The organism is Pseudomonas sp. SDT291_1_S447, assembly GCF_054070155.1.
In genome coordinates, this window is the sequence record NZ_JBSVXS010000021.1 from 1 (window position 1) to 19,244 (window position 19,244).

Annotated in this window: 22 protein-coding genes; 11 read left to right on the top strand and 11 right to left on the bottom strand. The window is 58.4% G+C overall.

Annotated features, from left to right (window positions below; all coding sequences use genetic code 11):
* Positions 1–53: 53 nt before the first annotated feature.
* Together ACW9IR_RS09880 and aroQ are read right to left on the bottom strand one after the other, a co-directional pair.
* Positions 54–908: a shikimate dehydrogenase gene (locus tag ACW9IR_RS09880; RefSeq protein ID WP_457462981.1), complete on the bottom strand. Its 855-nt coding sequence runs from the start codon at positions 906–908 to the stop codon at positions 54–56.
* A 5-nt stretch (positions 909–913) separates the two neighbouring features.
* Complete coding sequence (gene aroQ / locus ACW9IR_RS09885) at positions 914–1,354, bottom strand: type II 3-dehydroquinate dehydratase (protein WP_008084592.1); 441 nt, start codon at positions 1,352–1,354, stop codon at positions 914–916.
* Between the two features lie 315 nt (positions 1,355–1,669).
* Between aroQ and ACW9IR_RS09890 the strand changes: the two genes are divergently transcribed.
* Positions 1,670–2,098, top strand: coding sequence for a hypothetical protein (locus tag ACW9IR_RS09890; RefSeq protein ID WP_064392335.1), 429 nt, complete (start codon positions 1,670–1,672; stop codon positions 2,096–2,098).
* Positions 2,095–2,541: a DUF2442 domain-containing protein gene (locus ACW9IR_RS09895; protein WP_457462984.1), complete on the top strand. Its 447-nt coding sequence runs from the start codon at positions 2,095–2,097 to the stop codon at positions 2,539–2,541. Before ACW9IR_RS09890 ends, ACW9IR_RS09895 begins: the two co-directional genes overlap by 4 nt.
* Before the next feature lie 54 nt (positions 2,542–2,595).
* On the opposite strand, the gene trmA is transcribed toward ACW9IR_RS09895, so the two are convergent.
* Both trmA and ACW9IR_RS09905 read right to left on the bottom strand, forming a co-directional pair.
* Positions 2,596–3,675, bottom strand: coding sequence for a tRNA (uridine(54)-C5)-methyltransferase TrmA (gene trmA, locus ACW9IR_RS09900; RefSeq protein ID WP_457462986.1), 1,080 nt, complete (start codon positions 3,673–3,675; stop codon positions 2,596–2,598).
* Complete coding sequence (locus tag ACW9IR_RS09905; RefSeq protein ID WP_110720284.1) at positions 3,672–4,967, bottom strand: NCS2 family permease; 1,296 nt, start codon at positions 4,965–4,967, stop codon at positions 3,672–3,674. Before ACW9IR_RS09905 ends, trmA begins: the two co-directional genes overlap by 4 nt.
* 222 nt (positions 4,968–5,189) lie before the next feature.
* Here ACW9IR_RS09905 and ACW9IR_RS09910 point away from each other — a divergent pair, with 222 nt between their 5' ends.
* Both ACW9IR_RS09910 and ACW9IR_RS09915 read left to right on the top strand, forming a co-directional pair.
* Positions 5,190–5,639, top strand: coding sequence for a DUF4879 domain-containing protein (locus ACW9IR_RS09910; protein WP_095121674.1), 450 nt, complete (start codon positions 5,190–5,192; stop codon positions 5,637–5,639).
* Positions 5,640–5,705: 66 nt separating this feature from the next.
* Entirely contained in the window at positions 5,706–6,251 is a 546-nt protein-coding gene (locus ACW9IR_RS09915; protein WP_110720282.1) for a DJ-1 family glyoxalase III, read from the top strand.
* 12 nt (positions 6,252–6,263) lie between these two features.
* Here the strand turns inward: ACW9IR_RS09915 and ACW9IR_RS09920 are convergent, their stop codons facing one another.
* The 3 genes from ACW9IR_RS09920 to ACW9IR_RS09930 all read right to left on the bottom strand — a co-directional run bounded on the left by ACW9IR_RS09920 (position 6,264) and on the right by ACW9IR_RS09930 (position 8,167).
* Positions 6,264–6,551, bottom strand: coding sequence for a HigA family addiction module antitoxin (locus ACW9IR_RS09920; RefSeq protein WP_102899939.1), 288 nt, complete (start codon positions 6,549–6,551; stop codon positions 6,264–6,266).
* Positions 6,552–6,565: 14 nt separating this feature from the next.
* On the bottom strand, positions 6,566–6,844 hold the full coding sequence (locus ACW9IR_RS09925; RefSeq protein ID WP_457462989.1) for a type II toxin-antitoxin system RelE/ParE family toxin: 279 nt from the start codon (positions 6,842–6,844) through the stop codon (positions 6,566–6,568).
* 84 nt (positions 6,845–6,928) lie between these two features.
* A complete protein-coding gene (locus tag ACW9IR_RS09930) occupies positions 6,929–8,167 on the bottom strand; it encodes an MFS transporter (RefSeq protein ID WP_016986176.1) in 1,239 nt (412 codons plus the stop codon).
* A gap of 392 nt (positions 8,168–8,559) precedes the next feature.
* Between ACW9IR_RS09930 and ACW9IR_RS09935 the strand changes: the two genes are divergently transcribed.
* The 3 genes from ACW9IR_RS09935 to ACW9IR_RS09945 all read left to right on the top strand — a co-directional run bounded on the left by ACW9IR_RS09935 (position 8,560) and on the right by ACW9IR_RS09945 (position 11,257).
* A complete protein-coding gene (locus ACW9IR_RS09935) occupies positions 8,560–10,008 on the top strand; it encodes a cytochrome ubiquinol oxidase subunit I (RefSeq protein WP_457462992.1) in 1,449 nt (482 codons plus the stop codon).
* A 3-nt stretch (positions 10,009–10,011) separates the two neighbouring features.
* Positions 10,012–11,019, top strand: coding sequence for a cytochrome d ubiquinol oxidase subunit II (gene cydB / locus ACW9IR_RS09940; protein WP_007909749.1), 1,008 nt, complete (start codon positions 10,012–10,014; stop codon positions 11,017–11,019).
* Positions 11,020–11,089: 70 nt separating this feature from the next.
* Positions 11,090–11,257 (top strand): DUF2474 domain-containing protein, encoded by a 168-nt coding sequence (locus ACW9IR_RS09945; RefSeq protein ID WP_016773090.1) that lies wholly within the window; start codon positions 11,090–11,092, stop codon positions 11,255–11,257.
* Positions 11,258–11,329: 72 nt separating this feature from the next.
* Here ACW9IR_RS09945 and ACW9IR_RS09950 read toward each other — a convergent pair whose 3' ends face one another.
* Together ACW9IR_RS09950 and ACW9IR_RS09955 are read right to left on the bottom strand one after the other, a co-directional pair.
* Complete coding sequence (locus ACW9IR_RS09950; protein ID WP_457462995.1) at positions 11,330–12,454, bottom strand: methyltransferase; 1,125 nt, start codon at positions 12,452–12,454, stop codon at positions 11,330–11,332.
* Positions 12,455–12,632: 178 nt separating this feature from the next.
* A complete protein-coding gene (locus tag ACW9IR_RS09955) occupies positions 12,633–13,343 on the bottom strand; it encodes an autoinducer binding domain-containing protein (protein ID WP_102899942.1) in 711 nt (236 codons plus the stop codon).
* Between the two features lie 316 nt (positions 13,344–13,659).
* Between ACW9IR_RS09955 and ACW9IR_RS09960 the strand changes: the two genes are divergently transcribed.
* Complete coding sequence (locus tag ACW9IR_RS09960; RefSeq protein WP_457462997.1) at positions 13,660–14,436, top strand: ferredoxin--NADP reductase; 777 nt, start codon at positions 13,660–13,662, stop codon at positions 14,434–14,436.
* Between the two features lie 44 nt (positions 14,437–14,480).
* On the opposite strand, the gene mscL is transcribed toward ACW9IR_RS09960, so the two are convergent.
* Complete coding sequence (gene mscL, locus ACW9IR_RS09965) at positions 14,481–14,894, bottom strand: large-conductance mechanosensitive channel protein MscL (protein ID WP_102899944.1); 414 nt, start codon at positions 14,892–14,894, stop codon at positions 14,481–14,483.
* 287 nt (positions 14,895–15,181) lie between these two features.
* On the opposite strand from mscL, the gene katB reads away from it, so the two are divergent.
* Genes katB through radA form a run of 3 tightly spaced genes read left to right on the top strand, consistent with a single transcriptional unit; the run spans position 15,182 to position 18,731 of the window.
* A complete protein-coding gene (gene katB / locus ACW9IR_RS09970) occupies positions 15,182–16,723 on the top strand; it encodes a catalase KatB (RefSeq protein WP_457462999.1) in 1,542 nt (513 codons plus the stop codon).
* 60 nt (positions 16,724–16,783) lie between these two features.
* On the top strand, positions 16,784–17,320 hold the full coding sequence (locus ACW9IR_RS09975; RefSeq protein ID WP_102899946.1) for an ankyrin repeat domain-containing protein: 537 nt from the start codon (positions 16,784–16,786) through the stop codon (positions 17,318–17,320).
* A gap of 43 nt (positions 17,321–17,363) precedes the next feature.
* Entirely contained in the window at positions 17,364–18,731 is a 1,368-nt protein-coding gene (gene radA / locus ACW9IR_RS09980) for a DNA repair protein RadA (RefSeq protein WP_007909773.1), read from the top strand.
* 120 nt (positions 18,732–18,851) lie between these two features.
* On the opposite strand, the gene ACW9IR_RS09985 is transcribed toward radA, so the two are convergent.
* Positions 18,852–19,220, bottom strand: coding sequence for a PilZ domain-containing protein (locus ACW9IR_RS09985; RefSeq protein WP_457463002.1), 369 nt, complete (start codon positions 19,218–19,220; stop codon positions 18,852–18,854).
* Between the last annotated feature and the right edge of the window lie 24 nt (positions 19,221–19,244).

Consider the following 19,244-nt stretch of genomic DNA (forward strand, 5'->3'; position numbering starts at 1 on the left):
ACTAATGTGTTGGCTGACAGGACGCCATCGCGAGCAGGCTCACTCCTACAGTGTTAACCATTCATGCTTTGAAAATGCGCGAGCATCCGCTGCGCATCCGGCACCACGCCGCTGAACAATTCAAACGCCTTCACCGCCTGAAACACCGCCATATTGCCGCCATCCAGCGTCCGGCAACCCAGAGCGCGAGCATTGCGCAGCAGCTCGGTTTCCAGCGGGAAATACACAATCTCCGCCACCCACAATTCCTTGCGCAGCAGTTCGACCGGCACCGGCATGCCCGGCAGTTTGGCCATGCCCATCGGCGTGGTATTGACCAAGCCGTCGGCCTGATTCAGCGTACTCGGCAGATCCCGACCGGCCGCCGCACGACCAACGCCAAAATGTTGATTGAGATTATTCGCCAGGCTCTCGGCGCGCTCACTGTCGACATCGAAAATAGTCAGTTGCTGTACGCCTTCGCTCAATAATGCGTGGGCCACTGCTGCGCCTGCGCCACCGGCGCCCATCTGGACTACGCGCTCGCGGGCGGCGTCTTTCAGACCTCGACGAAAACCCTCGGCGAATCCAAGGCAGTCGGTGTTGTGACCGACACGTTTGCCGTCCTTCAACACCACGGTATTCACCGCGCCGATGCCTTTGGCTTCCGGCGATAACTCATCAAGCAGCGGGATGATCGCCTGCTTGCACGGAAAGGTAATGTTCAGCCCGGTGTAATTCATACGCTCGGCCGCCAGCAGCAGGTCGGGCAGGGCGGTGCTGTCCATTTTCAGTTGATCGAGATCGATCAGTCGATACAGATAACGCAGACCTTGGGCATCACCTTCGTGCTCATGCAGCGCTGGCGTGCGCGAGGCCTGAATGCCGGCGCCGATCAGTCCGGCGAGTATTACATTAGAGCGAGACATGCGGTTTACCCCTTCAGCCGCTGGCTGAAATGTTCCAGCGCCAATCGATAGCCGTGGCTGCCAAAACCGGCCATTACCGCTGTGGCAATCGCCGAGACGAACGAGTGATGACGAAACGGCTCGCGGGCGTGGACGTTGGACAGGTGCACTTCGATCACCGGCAGTTCGCTGGCCACCAGCGCATCGCGAATCGCTACCGAGGTGTGCGTCCAAGCCGCCGGATTGATCACGATCCCGGCACAACGGCCACGGGCCGCGTGAATCCAGTCGAGCAGTTCGCCTTCGTGATTGGTCTGGCGAAACTCCACGGCCAGGCCGAATTCTTCCGCAGCGCGACCGCACAAAGCCGAGATGTCCGCCAGGGTTTCGTGACCATAAGTCGCCGGCTCGCGGGTGCCGAGCAGGTTCAGGTTCGGGCCGTTGAGCACCAGAACGATAGGGGGCATGAGGGGTAACTCCACTTATTGTTTTTGGCTTTGGCCGAGGATTTCAGCCTGTGGAGATAAAATGTACTAGATGGTTACCATGGTCAATTGATCAAAAATGGACGTGGCTTTTTATGTTCGGTGATCGCACAGAAGCAATATTGATCGAGATATGACGACAGCTTTGCTTACGTTTTTTACCGGAGATTGACCGACTCATGACTCGTTCCGACGCTAGCCTCAAAAGCGGTGAAACGTCATGTGCTTGATCACCAGTCGTCGGATTTGAAAGGAATCTCGAATCCTGAAACTTTTTAACCTAACGGATGGGTTAGCATGAAGGTGTGCAGCTACAAAGGATTGTCGATTGTCATCATGCTGCGAGATGAACATTGCCCACCACACGTTCACGTGAATGCGGGCAGTTGGAGTGCCCGATTACAGTTCAGTTTCTGGCACAACGATATTGAGCTTTGGGACGTCGTGCCGCTTTCTCGCCGACCACCCTTGGCCGTGCTGGAAGGCTTGTGTCGATCCCTTGAGCAGCCTGCTCATCTGCGACGAGCACGCGGGATCTGGTGGTCGAAATTGCAAACTGTCTGTCTCGACAATCAATTGTGGGACAGCCATTCAAACGAAGTGTTGGGGATGAAGCTCGTCACTGACACGACATACAGAGTGGGATCGGCGCGTTATCTGCCAGACGAGGGCAAAACTCTTCTGACATTGATAGACGCATTGGAAGGAGTGGAAATCGATTTATGAAAGTCATCAAAGCTAAGCCATCCGCACGTCGTCCCCTCACGGAGGAGATGATTGACGTCGCCATCCAGCAAGGGCAAGCACGCCGAACGAATAGCTTGCAGGCTGTCTCCGTAACCTTTGAGAAACCATCCCTGATCATCCGTTTTGAAGACGGCAGCGGTGTGTTGCTACCGGTGGATCGTTATCCAGAGTTCGACGGATTCAATGCAGAGGATTATGAAAACCTGACAGTCGGCTTCGCGGGCACTGCGCTTTGTCACGAGGGTAAAGACCTCGACGTTTCCATTTCCGGGATGATTTCGGCGAGCCCATCACTATTAGCCATGGCCGCTTCTGCCGTTGCTTCGCGCAACGGCCGTCAGAGCAGTGCGGCAAAGTCTGCAGCCGCGCGGGCGAATGGCAAAAAGGGCGGGCGACCACGCAAGGCCGATCCCGCGTTGTAAAACCACAAAAAAGCCGTCAATCACGACGGCTTTTTCGTATCTGCTATGGCGCAATCAACGCCGGGTCAGCAACACACCCGATTCCATGTGATGCGTCCACGGGAACTGGTCGAACAACGCGCATTTGGTAATACGGTGCGTGTCGTGCAACTGGGCGATGTTCGCCGCCAGGGTTTCCGGGTTGCAGGAGATGTACAGGATGTTGTCGAAGCGCCGGGTCAGCTCGCAGGTGTCCGGGTCCATGCCGGCGCGCGGCGGGTCGACGAAGACGCTGCCGAACTCGTAGCTCTTCAGGTCGATGCCTTGCAGGCGACGGAACGGGCGCACTTCGTTGAGCGCTTCGGTCAGTTCTTCGGCGGACAAACGCACCAGAGTGACGTTATCCACAGCGTTCTCGCTGAGGTTGCTCAATGCAGCGTTGACCGAGGTCTTGCTGATTTCGGTGGCCAGGACTTTGCGCACGCGCGTGGCGAGCGGCAGGGTGAAGTTGCCGTTGCCGCAGTACAGCTCCAGCAGATCGTCCGTGCGATCGCCCAATGCCTCGTACGCCCAGTTGAGCATCTTCTGGTTCACCGTGCCGTTTGGCTGGGTGAACGCGCCTTCCGGCTGGCGATAGCTGAAAGTGCGACCGCCGACCTCGAGTTTCTCGACCACGTAATCGAGGCCAAGCACTTCGCGCTTGCCCTTCGAGCGACCAATGATGCTGACGCCGAGATCCGCCGCCAGCTTCGTCGCCGCTGTATGCCAGTGTTCGTCCAGCGGGCGGTGATAGCACAGGGTGATCATTGCATCGCCGGCCAGCGTGGTCAGGAATTCCACCTGAAACAGCTTGTGGCTCAGTGCCGAACTGGCCTGCCACGCCGCCTTCAACTGCGGCATCAACTGATTGATGCGCAGGCTGGCAATCGGGAATTCTTCGATGAGGATCGGCGTGCGTTTGTCGTCCTGGGAGAACATCGCGTAATGCCGCTCGCCGCCTTCGCGCCACAGGCGGAATTCGGCGCGCAGACGGAAGTTCTGCAGCGGCGAGTCGAACACGGTCGGCTCGGGGGCATCGAACGGCGCCAGCAGATCACGCAAGCGCGTGACCTTGGCTTCTAGTTGCTCGGCGTAGGCCTGGGAATCGAAAGTCATGCGTTGAACCAACCCAACTTGATCACGAACAGAATCGACAGAATCACCAGCGCCGGGTTCAGCTCACGTGCACGGCCCGACAGCAGCTTGATCGCGGTCCAGGCGATGAAGCCGAACGCGATGCCGTTGGCGATCGAGTAAGTGAATGGCATGGCCAACGTGGTGACCACAACCGGTGCGGCGACGGTGATGTCGTCCCAGTCTATTTCCGCCAGACCTGAAGTCATCAACACGGCGACAAACAGCAGTGCTGGCGCGGTGGCGAAGGCCGGAACGCTGGCCGCCAGTGGCGAGAAGAACAACGCCAGCAGGAACAGAATCGCCACGACGATGGCCGTCAGACCGGTACGCCCGCCAGCACTGACGCCGGCAGCCGATTCGATGTAACTGGTGGTGGTCGAAGTACCCAGCAACGAACCGGCCATGGCCGCGGTGCTGTCGGCGATCAGCGCACGACCCATTTTCGGCATGTGGCCGTCCTTGCCCATCAGGCCGGCGCGCTTGGCGACGCCGATCAGGGTGCCGGAGTTGTCGAACAGGTCGACGAACAGGAACGCGAAGATCACGCTGACCAGACCGATGTCCAGTGCGCCTTTGATGTCCAGTTGCAGGAAGGTCGGGGCCAGCGAAGGTGGCATCGAGGTCACGCCGTTGAACGGGGTGAAGCCCATGGCGATGGACACGATAGTCACGGCCAGAATGCCGATCAGCACCGCACCGCGCACTTTCAGCGCTTCGAGGGCGACGATCAGGGCGAAACCGAGGGTGGCGAGAATCGGCGCAGGTTGTTTCAGGTCACCGAGGCCGACCATGGTCGCCGGATTGCTGACGACGATGCCGGCGTTGTGCAGGGCGATCAGCGCGAGGAACAGGCCGATACCGGCGGCAATCGCCGAGCGCAGCGGCAGCGGGATACTGTTGATGATCCATTCACGGATGCGGAAGATCGACAGCAGGAAAAACAGCACCGCGGAAATGAACACCGCGCCCAGCGCCACTTGCCACGTGTGGCCCATGTGCAGGACCACGGTGTAGGTGAAGAAGGCGTTCAGACCCATGCCCGGTGCGAGGGCGATCGGGTAGTTGGCGATCAGGCCCATCACCGTCGAGCCGATGGCGGCTGCCAGACAGGTGGCGACGAACACCGCGCCTTTGTCCATGCCGGTCTCGCCGAGAATGCTCGGGTTGACGAACAGAATGTAGGCCATGGCCAGAAACGTCGTGATGCCCGCAAGAATCTCGGTGCGCACGTTGGTGTTGTGTGCCTTGAGTTGAAACAGCCTTTCCAGCATGTCTGCTCCCCGTGGCGCGCGTGGCGCCGTGAATGTATCGACCTCAACAGCAAAGCACAGACCGTCGCAAGCGCCTGGAAAATTGTGGTGGGCCGGAAAAAGCCGCGCATCATACCAGCAGCGTGAGGAATATGGCGGTTGTCGGTGTCGATCGTCGGCGAAGTTTTGCGTTGATGCCAACTGCGCCATACTGCGCGCTGATTTTTTCGGGGCGGGAAGCGCATGAGCAAGTGCTGGATGAAGGTTTTGGGTTTGATTGTCGTACTGATGGCCGGGATGTCGACAGCCTGGGCAGCATCGGCCCCACCGTTGACGCAAGTGAAAGTCATCAAGGTGCAATCGCCGGCCTGCGGTCTTGAAGACATCGGCGATGGCCAGACGCAGACTCAATGCAATCACAGCGGACCGAACATCAAGGTTTACGTGCTCGAAGTCGGCTACGGCAAGAGCCAGCCTCAGGTCGCACTGGACGGTTTTGAAGTGAACGGCACACGTGCCCCGGTGTGTGCCTTTGATAACGGCAACCTGACCGAATGCACTCCCGGCAACAAAACCGTCGGTTCTCTTTATACCTTCGATCTGGCGGGCAAACAGGAAGGCACCTTCACCTTCAGCAACACCTCGATCAACGCGCCACGCAACACGATGTCGACCCAGCTTTACATCAAGTAACGGCTGTTGCAGCGCGATCCGGTTGAAGCTGACTACGCTTCAAGTATTACCCAGCGGATAACGCCCATGACCTTTAGAGCCCTGATTACCCTCGCAGAGGGCATTGATGATCTGCAAAGCGTGACCCTGATCGATGTACTGCGCCGCGCCGGTATCGAAGTGGTGGCGGCGAGTATTGAAGGCCGACGCATGCTGACCTGCGCGCGTGGCACACGCCTGACCGCCGACGGCATGCTGGTCGATGTGCTGGCGCAAACCTTTGACCTGATCGTCCTGCCCGGCGGCGCTGTCGGTTCACAACACCTGGCCGCGCACCAACCTCTGCAACAACTGCTCAAGGATCAATCCAGCGCCGGACGCCTGTTTGCCGCCATCGCCGAATCCCCGGCCGTCGCCCTGCAAACCTTCGGCGTGCTGCGCCAGCGGCGCATGACCTGCCTGCCCAGCGCCAGCCATCAACTCTCGGGCTGTACGTTTGTTGATCAACCAGTGGTGGTCGACGGCAACTGCGTCACCGCACAAGGCTCAAGCGCTGCGCTGGAGTGTGCCTTGACGCTGGTCGAGCAACTCGGCGGCAAGGCCTTGCGGGGGAAAGTGGCGGGGGAGTTGTAGTGGCTGGAGGTGTCAGGCGTGGACAGCGATCAGTTCGATAACCGGTTGCTCCCGATGCTCCGCTTGCCACAGATCGTAGTCGGTTTGTACGCCTAGCCACACACGCGCCTTGCCAATGCCGGCACGCTCAAGACGCACAGCCAGATCCGGACTGATTGGCGCATGTCCGTGTAATACACGGGAAAGATGTGGGCGCGCGAAGCCCAAGTGTCGGGCCAATTCGGTCACGGTGATGCCAAGCTCGGGCAAAACATCCATCAGCAGTGTTTCGCCGGGGTGTGGCGGGTTGTGCATGGGCATAAGCCTGCCTCCTGTCAGTGGTAGTCCAGATAATCGACCAGTTCGATATCCGAACCGACAAAACGAAAGATCACTCGCCAGTTGCCTGAAACGCTCAGCAACCAGTACTCCGTCAGTTCACCTTTCAATCGATGCAGGCGCCAACCCGGAAGGTCCAGATCTGCGGGAATCGTAGCGCGATCCATGAACTGCAGCATGCGCGACAGCCGTTTTGCGTGGTCGGCACGAATCCCGCGAGTCGAACCCGTTTCATAGAAGCCTCGAACGCCTTTGTGCTGAAAGGATTTGATCATGGGCTCGAGTGTAAGGCGATACATTACACTCGGTGCGGTAACTATGTACCGCATCTTTTCAGTTATTTTGTGTTTTGGAGGTTGTCAGACCTTCACCTCTTCCACCGGCACATGCATCCGGTCCCGGTTCGCCAGCGTCGGGAACAACTTGATCCACGTCCCGGTCACCACCAGCGTGCCGATCCCGCCCATCACCACCGCCGGAACCGTGCCGAACCAGTGGGCGGTGACGCCGGATTCGAATTCGCCTAACTGGTTTGAAGCACCGATAAACAACCCGTTCACCGCGCTGACCCGGCCGCGCATTTCGTCCGGGGTTTCCAGCTGCACGAAAGACGCACGGATGACCATGCTGATCATGTCCGCCGCGCCGAGCACAACCAGCACCGCGAGGGAGAACCAGAACGAGGTCGACAGGCCAAAGGCGATGGTCGCGACGCCGAATATGCCCACCGCTGTGAACATCACCCGGCCGACATTGCGCTCCACGGCAAATCGCGCAAGAAACAGCGACATCCCCAGTGCGCCGACCGCCGGTGCCGAACGCAGTAGGCCCAGACCCCACGGTCCGGTCAGCAGAATGTCCTTGGCAAACACCGGCAGCAACGCCGTAGCGCCACCAAGCAACACCGCAAACAGATCCAGCGAAATCGCTCCGAGAATGTCCGGGCGGCTGCGAATGAAACGAATCCCCGCCAGCAATGAATCCAGCGTCGCTTTGCCTTTGTTCAACGGCGTTTGCCGCGCGGGCAGGTTGAGCATCAGCGTGCAGGCAATGACGTAGAGCAGCACCGTCGGGCCATAGACCCAGACGCTGCCAAACGCGTAAAGCAAACCGCCCAGCGCTGGAGCGACGATTGTCGCCGACTGCTGCGCCGATTGGGCCGCTGCCACTGCCCGAGGGAATAGCGCGCTGGGCACGATGCTCGGCAGCAGAGCCTGAGTGGTCGGCATCTCGAACGAGCGCGCCGCGCCGAGCAGGAAGGCGAGGATGAAGATCATCTCGCGGGTCACGTGATCGGTGGCGCTGCCGATGGCCAATGCCAGCGCGATCAATGCCTGTAGCGACTGACAGATTGCGGCGACTTTACGTCGGTCGTAGCGGTCGGCGACATGCCCGGTGTGCAGCATGAACAGCACGCGCGGCGCGAATTCGACCAGCCCGACCAAGCCCAGATCGAGGACGTTGCCGGTCAGTTGGTAGAGATTCCAGCCGATGGCCACGGTGAGCATCTGAAATCCGCTGGCGGTAAAGATCCGCGCGAACCAGAAAGCGAGAAACGGGCGGTGATGACGTAACAGCAGGGGCTCTTGGCTGGGCATCTGAAGGCAGGTCTGGCTCGAGGGGAATGCCGAGGTTATCACCAGTCTGTAACAGGAAGTTGCTATGACAAAAAATTTAGTTAGCCAGACATCGATTTCCGCAAGCTTGCCGCAGGAAATGTCTGGCAGAGCTTCGCGGCTGCAATGAGGCAACTTGTCACGCGGCAAACGACCACGCAGTTCATCGGCAAAAATGGGACTACTCTTTCAACGTTGCTTGATCCAGATCAAGACCCAAAAGGAATTGATCCGGTGGCCAGTTGGCCAGACTCCCTGCGTTGCGATGGTTGTTTAAAAAGAACGAATCAGAATTCGCCGCACTCCATATCCGTGGGGGCAGTGGGTGCAGGCCTCCGGGTCCGCAGCCGGTATTACCTGACAGAGGAAGCCATATGTTCGGTTTAGAGGCACTAGATCTCGCCCGAATTCAGTTCGCGTTCACCATCTCGTTCCACATCCTGTTCCCGGCCATCACCATTGGTCTGGCGAGTTACCTCGCGGTACTCGAAGGCCTGTGGCTGAAAACCCGTAACGACACCTACCGTGACCTCTACCATTTCTGGTCGAAGATCTTCGCCGTCAACTTCGGTATGGGCGTGGTCTCGGGGTTGGTCATGGCCTATCAGTTCGGCACCAACTGGAGCCGCTTCTCGGACTTCGCCGGTGCCGTTACCGGGCCGTTGCTGACCTATGAAGTGCTCACGGCATTCTTCCTCGAGGCCGGTTTCCTTGGGGTGATGCTGTTTGGCTGGAACAAGGTCGGGCGCGGGCTGCACTTCTTTTCCACCGTCATGGTGGCGATCGGCACGCTGATTTCGACCTTCTGGATTCTCGCTTCCAACAGCTGGATGCAGACCCCGCAGGGCTTCGAAATCGTTAACGGTCAGGTGATTCCCACCGACTGGCTGGCAATCATCTTCAACCCTTCGTTCCCCTATCGCCTGATGCACATGGCGACGGCGGCGTTAGTCGCCACGGCATTCTTTGTCGGCTCCTCGGCGGCCTGGCACTTGCTGCGCGGCAAGGACAACCCGGCGATCCGCACCATGCTGTCGATGGCAATGTGGATGGCGCTGATCGTCGCGCCGATCCAGGCAGTCATCGGCGACTTCCATGGTCTGAACACGCTCAAACATCAACCGGCAAAAATCGCCGCGATCGAAGGTCACTGGGAAAACCACGGTGATGAAGCGACGCCGCTGATCCTGTTCGGCTGGCCGGACATGAAAGAAGAGAAAACCAAGTTCGCCGTGGAGATCCCTTACCTCGGCAGCCTGATCCTGACTCACTCGCTGGACAAACAGGTGCCGGCGCTCAAGGAGTTTCCGCCAGAAGACCGGCCGAATTCGACCATCGTATTCTGGTCGTTCCGGATCATGGTCGGCCTTGGTTTCCTGATGATCTTCACCGGTTTGTGGAGCCTGTGGCTGCGCAAACGCGACACGCTCTACACCTCACGGCCGTTCCTGTATCTGGCATTGTGGATGGGGCCTTCCGGCCTGATTGCGATTCTTGCGGGCTGGTTCACAACGGAAATCGGTCGTCAGCCGTGGGTGGTTTACGGCTTGATGCGCACTGCGGATGCCTCTTCAAACCACAGCTTCATGCAGATGAGCATCACCCTGATCATGTTTGTGGTGGTGTATTTCGCCCTGTTCGGCGCAGGTCTCGGCTACATGATGCGCCTGGTGCGCAAGGGGCCGAAGATCAGCGAAGGCGCGGAAACGCCGGACGGTGGTCCAGGCAAGAAACGCACACCGGCCCGTCCGTTGTCCGCTGCCGACGACTCGGCCGATGCCGATCACGGCGACGACGACATTCGTGTGACCAAGGAGATTTGACTCATGGGTATTGATCTTCCGCTGATCTGGGCCGTGATCATCATCTTCGGCATCATGATGTACGTGGTCATGGACGGCTTCGATCTGGGCATCGGGATTCTCTTCCCGTTCATCCCCGGTAAAGTTGACCGTGACGTGATGATGAACACCGTCGCCCCGGTCTGGGACGGCAACGAAACCTGGCTGGTACTGGGCGGCGCGGCGTTGTTTGGCGCGTTCCCGCTGGCCTATTCGGTAGTGTTGTCGGCGCTGTACCTGCCGCTGATCTTCATGCTGATCGGTTTGATCTTCCGCGGCGTAGCCTTCGAGTTCCGCTTCAAGGCCAAGGACGACAAGCGCCATTTGTGGGACAAGGCGTTTATCGGTGGCTCGGTGGCGGCGACGTTCTTTCAGGGCGTGGCGCTGGGTGCGTTCATCGATGGCTTGCCGGTGGTCAATCGGCAGTTCGCTGGCGGTTCACTGGACTGGCTGACGCCGTTCACAATGTTCTGCGGCGCTGCGCTGGTGGTGGCCTATGCCTTGCTCGGCTGCACCTGGCTGATCATGAAAACCGAAGGCAAGCTCCAGGAACAGATGCATGATCTGGCACGGCCATTGGCTTTCGTACTGCTGGCCGTGATCGGTATTGTCAGTATCTGGACGCCGTTGGCTCATCCGGATATTGCCACCCGCTGGTTCAGCATGCCGAACCTGTTCTGGTTCATGCCGGTACCGATTCTGGTGCTGGTGACGATGTACGGTCTGATCCGCGCCGTGGCGCGCAACGCCAACTACATGCCGTTCCTGCTGACGCTGGTGCTGATCTTCCTCGGCTACAGCGGCCTCGGTATCAGCCTGTGGCCGAACATCGTGCCGCCGTCGATCTCGATCTGGGACGCCGCCGCACCACCGCAAAGCCAGGGCTTCATGCTGGTGGGCACGTTGTTCATTATCCCGTTCATCCTGGGTTACACCTTCTGGAGCTACTACGTGTTCCGCGGCAAGGTCACCCATGAAGACGGTTATCACTAATCCTGTGGGAGCGGGCTTGCCCGCGATGGCGTCGGTAGCGGCGCCATCGATCTGACTGAGGATCGCAACAATGACCGGCAAACATTCCCTGCACGACATTGAAGAAGCCGAAAAAAAACCGCTGTGGCAGCGGCTCGGCTGGCTGGCCCTGATCTGGGTCGGTAGCGTCGGCGTGCTGTTTATCGCCGCCAGCCTGATGCGAATGTTCATGAACGCGGCAGGCCTGACCACGCACTGAATCATCCCCGTCCCGGCGCCTTCGGGTACGGCTTTGCAACCCTCCTCGCGGAGGGTTTTTTTTGCCTGAAGGTTACTTGCGCGCCTTGAGGATCACGAACTTCGGCGTGGCGGCCACTTGCTCGACGCCGCGGAACAGCCGCGCCAGTTTGCTGTGGTAACCCAGATGACGGTTGCCGACGATGTACAGCGCGCCACCCACCACCAGCGCTTCGCGCGCCTGCTGGAACATGCGCCAGGCCAGAAAGTCACCTACCACTTGCTGCTGATGGAACGGCGGATTGCACAGCACCACGTCCAGCGATTGTGCTTCCTGTCCGGCCAGACCGTCGCCGGCACGCACGATCACCTCGCGATCGCCCAGCGCTGCGCGCCAGTTCTCGGCAGCCGATTGCACGGCCATGAACGATTCGTCGACCAGCGTGTACTGCGCATCAGGGTTTTGCAGAGCGCTCGCGATCGCCAGAACACCATTGCCACAGCCCAGATCGGCAACTCGGGCACTGCCCAGGTTTTTCGGCAGATGCGGGAGGAAGGCGCGTGTGCCGATGTCCAGGCCTTCGCGGCAGAACACGTTGGCGTGGTTGAGCAATTCGATCGACGGCTCGTCGAGGCGATACCGCGAAGGGTAGGGCGAGACAGCCGGAGCTTTTGCTTCAGGTGTGGCGATCAACAGCCGAGCCTTTTTCACCGCCAGAGAGGCTTGTACCGGACCGATGTAGCGTTCAAGCAGATCACCGGCAGCGCGTGGCAGGTGTTTGACCATGGCCGCTGCGACCACTTCGGCGCCGGGTGCGAGCTGCCCTTGCAAGCGGATCAGTTGTTCTTCCAGCAGCGCGAGGGTTTTCGGTACACGGATCAGTACCCGGTCGAACGGCCCGACCAGTGGCTCGCTGGCGGGGATCCCGCGAATGGCGTCGAATGCCTGGCCATTGCGCAGCAGGTTTTTCTCCAGCCCCTGAAACCCCAGAAACGAGTCGCCGCTGCTGCTGACCTTGACCTTGCCGAGCAGGCTCGCCGCCAGCGCACCGAAACTGTCGTTGAGCACCAATACCCGCGTGTTGGCTGTCGGCTGCTGCGCTGCCAGATGGTTGAGCAGGTATTCATCGGCGGCATCGAACGCTTGCAACGGCTCGTTCTGCTGTTCGGGCTGGCGGATCAGGTCGAGTTGGGCGAAGGGTGTATCGAGCAAAGGCATGGGGCGGGGACTCAGGGTAATCGAGGGGTGTCCCGCAGCCAGCGGGAGCTTGCGGCGGAACCCGACCGAGTGCACTGCAACGCGAGGAAGACTGCGCCATCACTCAGGAAGGGCGTAAATGTTACGTTTTTTTCGTCGGGAATACCCGCAAGTTTTAATCCTTTACAAGGCCTCGCATCTAGATGATGCCAGCTCTGGCTGCCGCAATGACGGCAGAAATCTTGTTGCAGACGTTGAGCTTCTCGATCACGTTTTGTACGTGGTAGTTCACGGTGCGTTCGCTCAGGCTAAGAATCTTCGAGATTTCGTAGGCGGTCTTGCCCCCGGCGGATAACTGCAGAATCTCCAGCTCTCGGGAGGAGAGATGCGGCTGTCGGGTCTTGGCTGCCATGGGGAGCGTGCGGGCGAATAATTCGCTCAAATGACTGGCCGCATAAAAGATGTAGCCGAAATGCTCATACAACTCGAGTGGGCTGATCGGGCAATGCTTGCGCGCCAGGCTGAGAATGCTGCAAAAGCCGCTTGCTTCATGATGGAAAGATTGTGACCAGCCATGTTGCAGACCTTGTTCTTGCAAGCCCTGCCAAAGTCGCGGAGCGTTGGAAAACAGCGCTTCATTCCAGATCACCGGCATCATTGAGTGATTGCAGTGTGCTATTACCGGGTCAACTTCAGAGTAGTGTAATTGCTCATATTGTTCATTCCATTGGGTGGGATAGTTATTGATTTGCAGGGCGTTCGTCTTTGTGACTTGCTGCGGTGAAGTGACTGATATTGCGAAGAAATTAAATCCCAGGTTTTCGGCAAATCTCAGCAGTATCGGGTAGGCAGTATCAATACCTTTGGCGAAAGTCAGTTGTTTTAACTGTGACTCCTTCCACGTTTCCATTAAAAGTGCTCCGTGCAATGTCTGGGGTGCTTGTTGGATCCAACGGGATTAGCACGCAAACGAGTGTAGGACGTTTCCTACTTTGCGTTTTGATTTTTTTGCTCTTAAAGGGAGGGGCAACTGCATAACGTGTTCTTAAGTACGTGGCGTTATATGTGACTTGTCATCTTTGACAGTTTTATTGGCAAGTGACGTTTGACAAGACTTGTACAATTCTTGAAAGGTAGTTGAATGCGCGCAATATCATTACGAATCAGTGGTGTTTAAGAGCGCGGCTTTGCGCGAAACTAGTGGTAATCGTTGAATGGAGTGCCCCATGACAGCCAGCGTAGAGAATTTCACCCGCCAGACCTTGCTTGACGTGAAACCCTTGACGCCCAGCCTGTTCACCTTGCGAACCACCCGTGACCCGGGATTTCGTTTTCGGGCCGGTCAGTTCGCCCGCCTCGGTGTGGTCAAGGCTGATGGCAGTACAGTTTGGCGTGCCTATTCCATGGTGTCCTCACCGTTCGATGAGCACCTGGAATTCTTTTCCATTGTGGTGCCCGGTGGCGAATTCACCAGTGAACTGAGTCGACTTGAAGTCGGAGATCCGCTGCTGGTGGATCGGCAGGCGTTTGGCTATCTGACCCTGGATCGTTTCGTCGATGGCCGCGATTTGTGGCTGTTGTCCACCGGTACGGGAGTGGCCCCGTTTCTGTCGATTCTGCAGGACTTTGACGTCTGGGAAAGATTCGCACGGATCATTCTGGTGTATAGCGTCCGGGAGGCGCGCGAACTGGCGTACCAGTCATTGATTGCGGGTCTGGCACAGCGCGATTATCTGGCGGAGCACATCCACAAACTGCAATTCATCCCGACCGTCACGCGAGAGTCACATCCTGGTGCGCTGGCTGGGCGGATTACCACGCTGATCGAAAACGGCGAGCTTGAGCGCGCCGCAGGCGTGGAGCTTTCGGCCGAACACTCCCGAGTCATGCTGTGTGGCAATCCACAGATGATTGACGACACTCGCGCCTTGCTGAAAAAACGGCACATGAGCCTCAGCCTGACCCGTCGGCCTGGCCAGGTGGCGGTGGAAAACTACTGGTAAACAAACGGCGCCTCGCAGGCGCCGTTGTGTTTTGTGCCGAAGGTTCAGGGCTGTGTATTTTGTGCCTTGAGCAAATCGCGGATCTCGCCCAGCAATTCCTCTTCCTTGGTCGGAACCGGTGGCAGGCTAGGGGCCACGGCTTCTTCGCGTTTCAGACGGTTGATGGCTTTGACACCCATGAAAATGGCGAAGGCAACGATGATGAAGTCGAGCACAGTCTGCAGGAACTTGCCGTAAGCCAATACCACCGCCGGGCTGTCTCCCACTGCGGCCTTTAGCGTAATGGCCAGGTCACTGAAGTCCACCCCGCCGATCAGCAGGCCGATTGGCGGCATGATCACGTCGCCGACAAACGATGAAACGATCTTGCCGAAGGCGGCACCGATGATGATACCGACGGCCATGTCGACCACATTGCCTTTGACCGCGAAGGCCTTGAACTCACTTATCACGCCCATAGGTTATTTCCTTGTTACAGATGAGTTTGGTGTACGCAGTGTAAATCAGCAAAACGCGTCCTGCGCGAAACACCTTCTTACAATGCCCGTTTTTATCGACACATTAATCGACGATTAGTTTGCAAAGTGCCACCAATCGCGCGCGTTATATCCGGTAACTCGCTGATCAGAAAGCCAATTTTATCAATCATGGCGTTACGTTCTTTCTATTTATGTTCGACGTCGCAGGCCTCTAGCCTTGGGTTGGCGCATCTGGATGCGCCCCAAAACAACCAGAGGATCCTGATATGAACTCCGCACTTGGACTGGGGGCTTTTCCCCGTCGCCGTACCTTCGGTGTACTCACCGCCAGCTTGCTGACCTTCTCCGTTAACGCCGCGCCGCTGACTCGCGATAACGGCGCCGCGGTCGGCGACAATCAGAACTCGCAGACTGCCGGCGCCAACGGCCCGGTGCTGCTGCAGGATGTGCAACTGATTCAGAAGTTGCAGCGCTTTGACCGTGAACGCATTCCCGAGCGCGTGGTTCACGCACGCGGCACCGGTGCCCATGGCACCTTCACCGTGACCAACGATCTCAGCGACCTGAGCAAGGCCAAGGTGTTCGTCGCCGGCCAGAGCACGCCGGTATTTGTGCGCTTCTCTGCGGTGGTGCACGGCAATCACTCGCCGGAAACCCTGCGTGATCCACGGGGTTTTGCCACCAAGTTCTACACGGCCGACGGCAACTGGGACCTCGTCGGTAACAATTTTCCGACCTTTTTCATCCGCGATGCAATCAAGTTTCCCGACATGGTGCATGCGTTTAAACCGGACCCACGGACTAACCTCGATGACGATTCGCGTCGCTTCGACTTCTTCTCCCATGTACCGGAGGCCACTCGCACGCTGACCGAGTTGTATTCGAACTCGGGAACTCCCGCCAGTTATCGAGAAATGGACGGTAACGGCGTACATGCGTACAAGTTGATCAACGCCAAGGGCGAAGTTAACTATGTAAAGTTTCACTGGAAGAGCTTGCAGGGGATTAATAATCTGACGCCAAAGCAAGTCGCTAACGTTCAGGGTCAAGACTACAGTCATATGACCAATGATCTGGTGAGCAACATTAATAAAGGTAACTTCCCGAAATGGGACTTGTACATTCAAGTTCTGAAGCCACAAGATTTGTCCAAGTTTGATTTTGATCCATTGGACGCAACGAAGATCTGGCCGGGTATTCCTGAGCGAAAAGTTGGACAAATGGTGTTGAACCGTAATCCGGCGAATGTCTTCCAGGAAACCGAACAAGTGGCCATGGCGCCAGCGAATATTGTTCCAGGTATCGAGCCTTCCGAAGACCGTTTGTTGCAAGGTCGAGTGTTCTCTTATGCCGATACGCAGATGTATCGCCTAGGTGCCAATGCGCTGCAATTGCCGATCAATGCGCCAAAAGTTGCCGTGAATAATGGCAATCAGGATGGCTCGATGAACTTCGGCGCCAGCAACAGCGGCGTGAACTATCAGCCTAGCCGACTGCAACCCCGAGACGAGACGCCAGGTGCGCGTTATAGCCAGTCGGCGCTGTCGGGCAGCACGCAGCAGGCGAAGATCCAGCGTGAGCAGAACTTCAAGCAGGCCGGTGATCTGTATCGCTCGTTCAGCCAGCAGGAGCGTAAGGACCTGATCGACAGCTTCGGCGGCTCGCTGGCGACCACCGATGACGAGAGCAAGCACATCATCCTGTCCTTCCTTTATAAGGCCGACCCGGAATACGGGACCGGTGTGACCAAAGTGGCCAAGGGTGACCTGAGCCGGGTCAAGACGTTGGCGGCCAAACTGGCCGACTGATCTTGACGCCGTGCAGCGCGGGGCCTGATTCAGGCCCCGTTCTGCCCAAGGAGAGTGTTTATGCGTCCCTATCTCTTACTGTTACTCGCCTGCCTGTCCTTTACAGCCCAGGCTGGGCAAAGCCCTGAGGCGATCAAGGCCCAGTTGCAGGATTACTATTTCGATGCCGCCCGGCGCGGTGACGTGCCGATGCTCGACACCTTCATCGAGTCCGGCTATTCCCTCGATACCCGCGACAGCAAAGGCTACACCGCGCTGATTCTCGCGGCTTATCACGGTCAAGCGCCGGCGGTGGAGCGGTTACTCGCTGCCGGCGCCGATGCCTGTGCGCAAGATCAACGCGGCAACACCGCGCTGATGGGGGCGATTTTCAAAGGTGAACTACAGATCGCCCGTCGCTTGATGGCCACCGATTGCAGCCCCGATCAGCGTAATGGTGCCGGGCAGACGGCGGCCATGTACGCCGGGTTGTTCAAGCGCCTGGAATTGCTCGATGGGCTCAAGGCCAAGGGCGCCGACCTCAATGCCGAAGACCCGTTGGGCAATAGCGCCGCGCGTCTGGCCAACGGCGAAATCCGCACCGCCGCGCCGCGCTGAGCGGTGGCTGCGTTATCATCGCGGTTTTTGCCGGGGGATCCAGATGGCCAAGGCCAAGCGCATGTACGGCTGCACTGAGTGCGGCGCAACCTTTCCCAAGTGGGCGGGCCAGTGCGGCGAGTGCGGCGCCTGGAACACCCTGACTGAAACCATGATCGAGAGCGGTGGTGCCACGGCGCCGACCGGCCGCACCGGTTGGGCCGGGCAGCAGGCGCAGATCAAGACGCTGGCCGAAGTCAGCATCGAAGAGATTCCGCGTTTCTCCACCGCGTCCGGTGAACTGGATCGGGTTTTGGGCGGCGGTCTGGTCGATGGTTCGGTGGTGTTGATCGGCGGTGATCCTGGCATCGGCAAATCGACGATCCTGTTGCAGACCCTGTGCAACCTCGCCAAGAGCATGCCGGCCCTTTATGTCACTGGCGAAGAATCCCAGCAGCAAGTGGCCATGCGCGCCCGGCGCCTCGGCTTGCCCCAGGATCAACTGCGGGTGATGACCGAAACCTGCATCGAAACCATCATCGCCACGGCCCGTCAGGAAAAGCCCAAGGTGATGGTGATTGACTCGATCCAGACGATCTTCACCGAACAGTTGCAATCGGCACCTGGCGGCGTATCGCAAGTGCGCGAGAGTGCGGCGTTACTGGTGCGTTACGCCAAGCAAAGTGGTACGGCGATTTTCCTCGTCGGCCACGTCACCAAGGAAGGCGCGCTGGCGGGGCCTCGCGTTCTCGAGCACATGGTCGACACCGTGCTGTATTTCGAAGGCGAGTCCGATGGGCGTTTGCGTTTGCTGCGTGCGGTGAAAAACCGTTTCGGCGCCGTTAACGAACTCGGCGTGTTCGGCATGACTGACAAGGGTTTGAAAGAAGTCTCCAACCCGTCGGCGATTTTTCTCACTCGCGCGCAGGAAGAAGTCCCCGGCAGTGTGGTGATGGCAACGTGGGAAGGCACGCGGCCGATGCTGGTTGAAGTGCAGGCCTTGGTCGATGACAGTCATCTGGCCAATCCGCGCCGGGTGACGTTGGGGCTGGATCAGAACCGTTTGGCGATGTTGCTGGCGGTTTTGCATCGCCATGGCGGGATTCCGACGCACGACCAGGATGTGTTTCTTAATGTGGTCGGTGGGGTGAAGGTGCTGGAGACGGCATCGGATCTGGCGCTGATGGCGGCGGTGATGTCGAGCCTGCGCAATCGGCCGTTGCCGCATGATCTGTTGGTGTTTGGTGAAGTGGGTCTGTCCGGCGAAGTGCGCCCGGTGCCGAGCGGGCAGGAGCGTTTGAAGGAAGCGGCCAAGCATGGCTTCAAACGGGCTATCGTGCCGAAGGGCAATGCGCCGAAGGAATCTCCTCCGGGTTTGCAGATCATCGCGGTGACCCGCCTCGAACAGGCCCTCGACGCCCTTTTCGAATAAACCACCGACCTCTGTAGGAGTGAGCCTGCTCGCGATAGCGGTACATCAGCCAACTGAAGTGTTGAATGTAAAAACGCTATCGCGAGCAGGCTCACTCCTACATTTGATCTGTGGTGGATTCTAGATTTCGATCAGGGCGCCCAACTCGCGCTCAAGTTCGGCCTCGTCAGCCAGGTTCAGCTCGATCAAGCGCCGCAAGCGCTGGATCGATTCCAGGCTGATATGTCGGCAGACAAAGCCCAGTTGGCCTTTTTCTTCATGGGCCAACTGCACATCCATCTCGATATCGACGTCATCGCTCAAATGAATGTCGACGAGAAAGTCCTGCGACTTGTCCCCCAGCCAAGGCTCCGGCCGTTCGATCAGCAGCCCCTTGAGCGATAGATCAATCAGCTTCACCGGCCAGATAAACTGGCCCTGACTCAGCTCGGTACTGGCATCGAACGCAATACGTTTGAAACGACGTCGATTGGCGGGGTGCTCGCTCATGGCGCAATCCTCGTGAAGGTTCGC

Coding starts and splice junctions, on each gene's coding strand:
- ACW9IR_RS09975 (WP_102899946.1), top strand. CDS start 16,784: ATGCGTCCCTATCTCTTACTGTTACTCGCCTGCCTGTCCTTTACAGCC.
- cydB (WP_007909749.1), top strand. CDS start 10,012: ATGGGTATTGATCTTCCGCTGATCTGGGCCGTGATCATCATCTTCGGC.
- ACW9IR_RS09960 (WP_457462997.1), top strand. CDS start 13,660: ATGACAGCCAGCGTAGAGAATTTCACCCGCCAGACCTTGCTTGACGTG.
- ACW9IR_RS09985 (WP_457463002.1), bottom strand. CDS start 19,220: ATGAGCGAGCACCCCGCCAATCGACGTCGTTTCAAACGTATTGCGTTC.
- ACW9IR_RS09895 (WP_457462984.1), top strand. CDS start 2,095: ATGAAAGTCATCAAAGCTAAGCCATCCGCACGTCGTCCCCTCACGGAG.
- trmA (WP_457462986.1), bottom strand. CDS start 3,675: ATGACTTTCGATTCCCAGGCCTACGCCGAGCAACTAGAAGCCAAGGTC.
- ACW9IR_RS09955 (WP_102899942.1), bottom strand. CDS start 13,343: ATGGAAACGTGGAAGGAGTCACAGTTAAAACAACTGACTTTCGCCAAA.
- ACW9IR_RS09930 (WP_016986176.1), bottom strand. CDS start 8,167: ATGCCCAGCCAAGAGCCCCTGCTGTTACGTCATCACCGCCCGTTTCTC.
- katB (WP_457462999.1), top strand. CDS start 15,182: ATGAACTCCGCACTTGGACTGGGGGCTTTTCCCCGTCGCCGTACCTTC.
- ACW9IR_RS09920 (WP_102899939.1), bottom strand. CDS start 6,551: ATGCCCATGCACAACCCGCCACACCCCGGCGAAACACTGCTGATGGAT.
- ACW9IR_RS09905 (WP_110720284.1), bottom strand. CDS start 4,967: ATGCTGGAAAGGCTGTTTCAACTCAAGGCACACAACACCAACGTGCGC.
- aroQ (WP_008084592.1), bottom strand. CDS start 1,354: ATGCCCCCTATCGTTCTGGTGCTCAACGGCCCGAACCTGAACCTGCTC.
- ACW9IR_RS09915 (WP_110720282.1), top strand. CDS start 5,706: ATGACCTTTAGAGCCCTGATTACCCTCGCAGAGGGCATTGATGATCTG.
- ACW9IR_RS09950 (WP_457462995.1), bottom strand. CDS start 12,454: ATGCCTTTGCTCGATACACCCTTCGCCCAACTCGACCTGATCCGCCAG.
- ACW9IR_RS09925 (WP_457462989.1), bottom strand. CDS start 6,844: ATGATCAAATCCTTTCAGCACAAAGGCGTTCGAGGCTTCTATGAAACG.
- ACW9IR_RS09910 (WP_095121674.1), top strand. CDS start 5,190: ATGAGCAAGTGCTGGATGAAGGTTTTGGGTTTGATTGTCGTACTGATG.
- ACW9IR_RS09890 (WP_064392335.1), top strand. CDS start 1,670: ATGAAGGTGTGCAGCTACAAAGGATTGTCGATTGTCATCATGCTGCGA.
- ACW9IR_RS09935 (WP_457462992.1), top strand. CDS start 8,560: ATGTTCGGTTTAGAGGCACTAGATCTCGCCCGAATTCAGTTCGCGTTC.
- ACW9IR_RS09880 (WP_457462981.1), bottom strand. CDS start 908: ATGTCTCGCTCTAATGTAATACTCGCCGGACTGATCGGCGCCGGCATT.
- mscL (WP_102899944.1), bottom strand. CDS start 14,894: ATGGGCGTGATAAGTGAGTTCAAGGCCTTCGCGGTCAAAGGCAATGTG.
- radA (WP_007909773.1), top strand. CDS start 17,364: ATGGCCAAGGCCAAGCGCATGTACGGCTGCACTGAGTGCGGCGCAACC.
- ACW9IR_RS09945 (WP_016773090.1), top strand. CDS start 11,090: ATGACCGGCAAACATTCCCTGCACGACATTGAAGAAGCCGAAAAAAAA.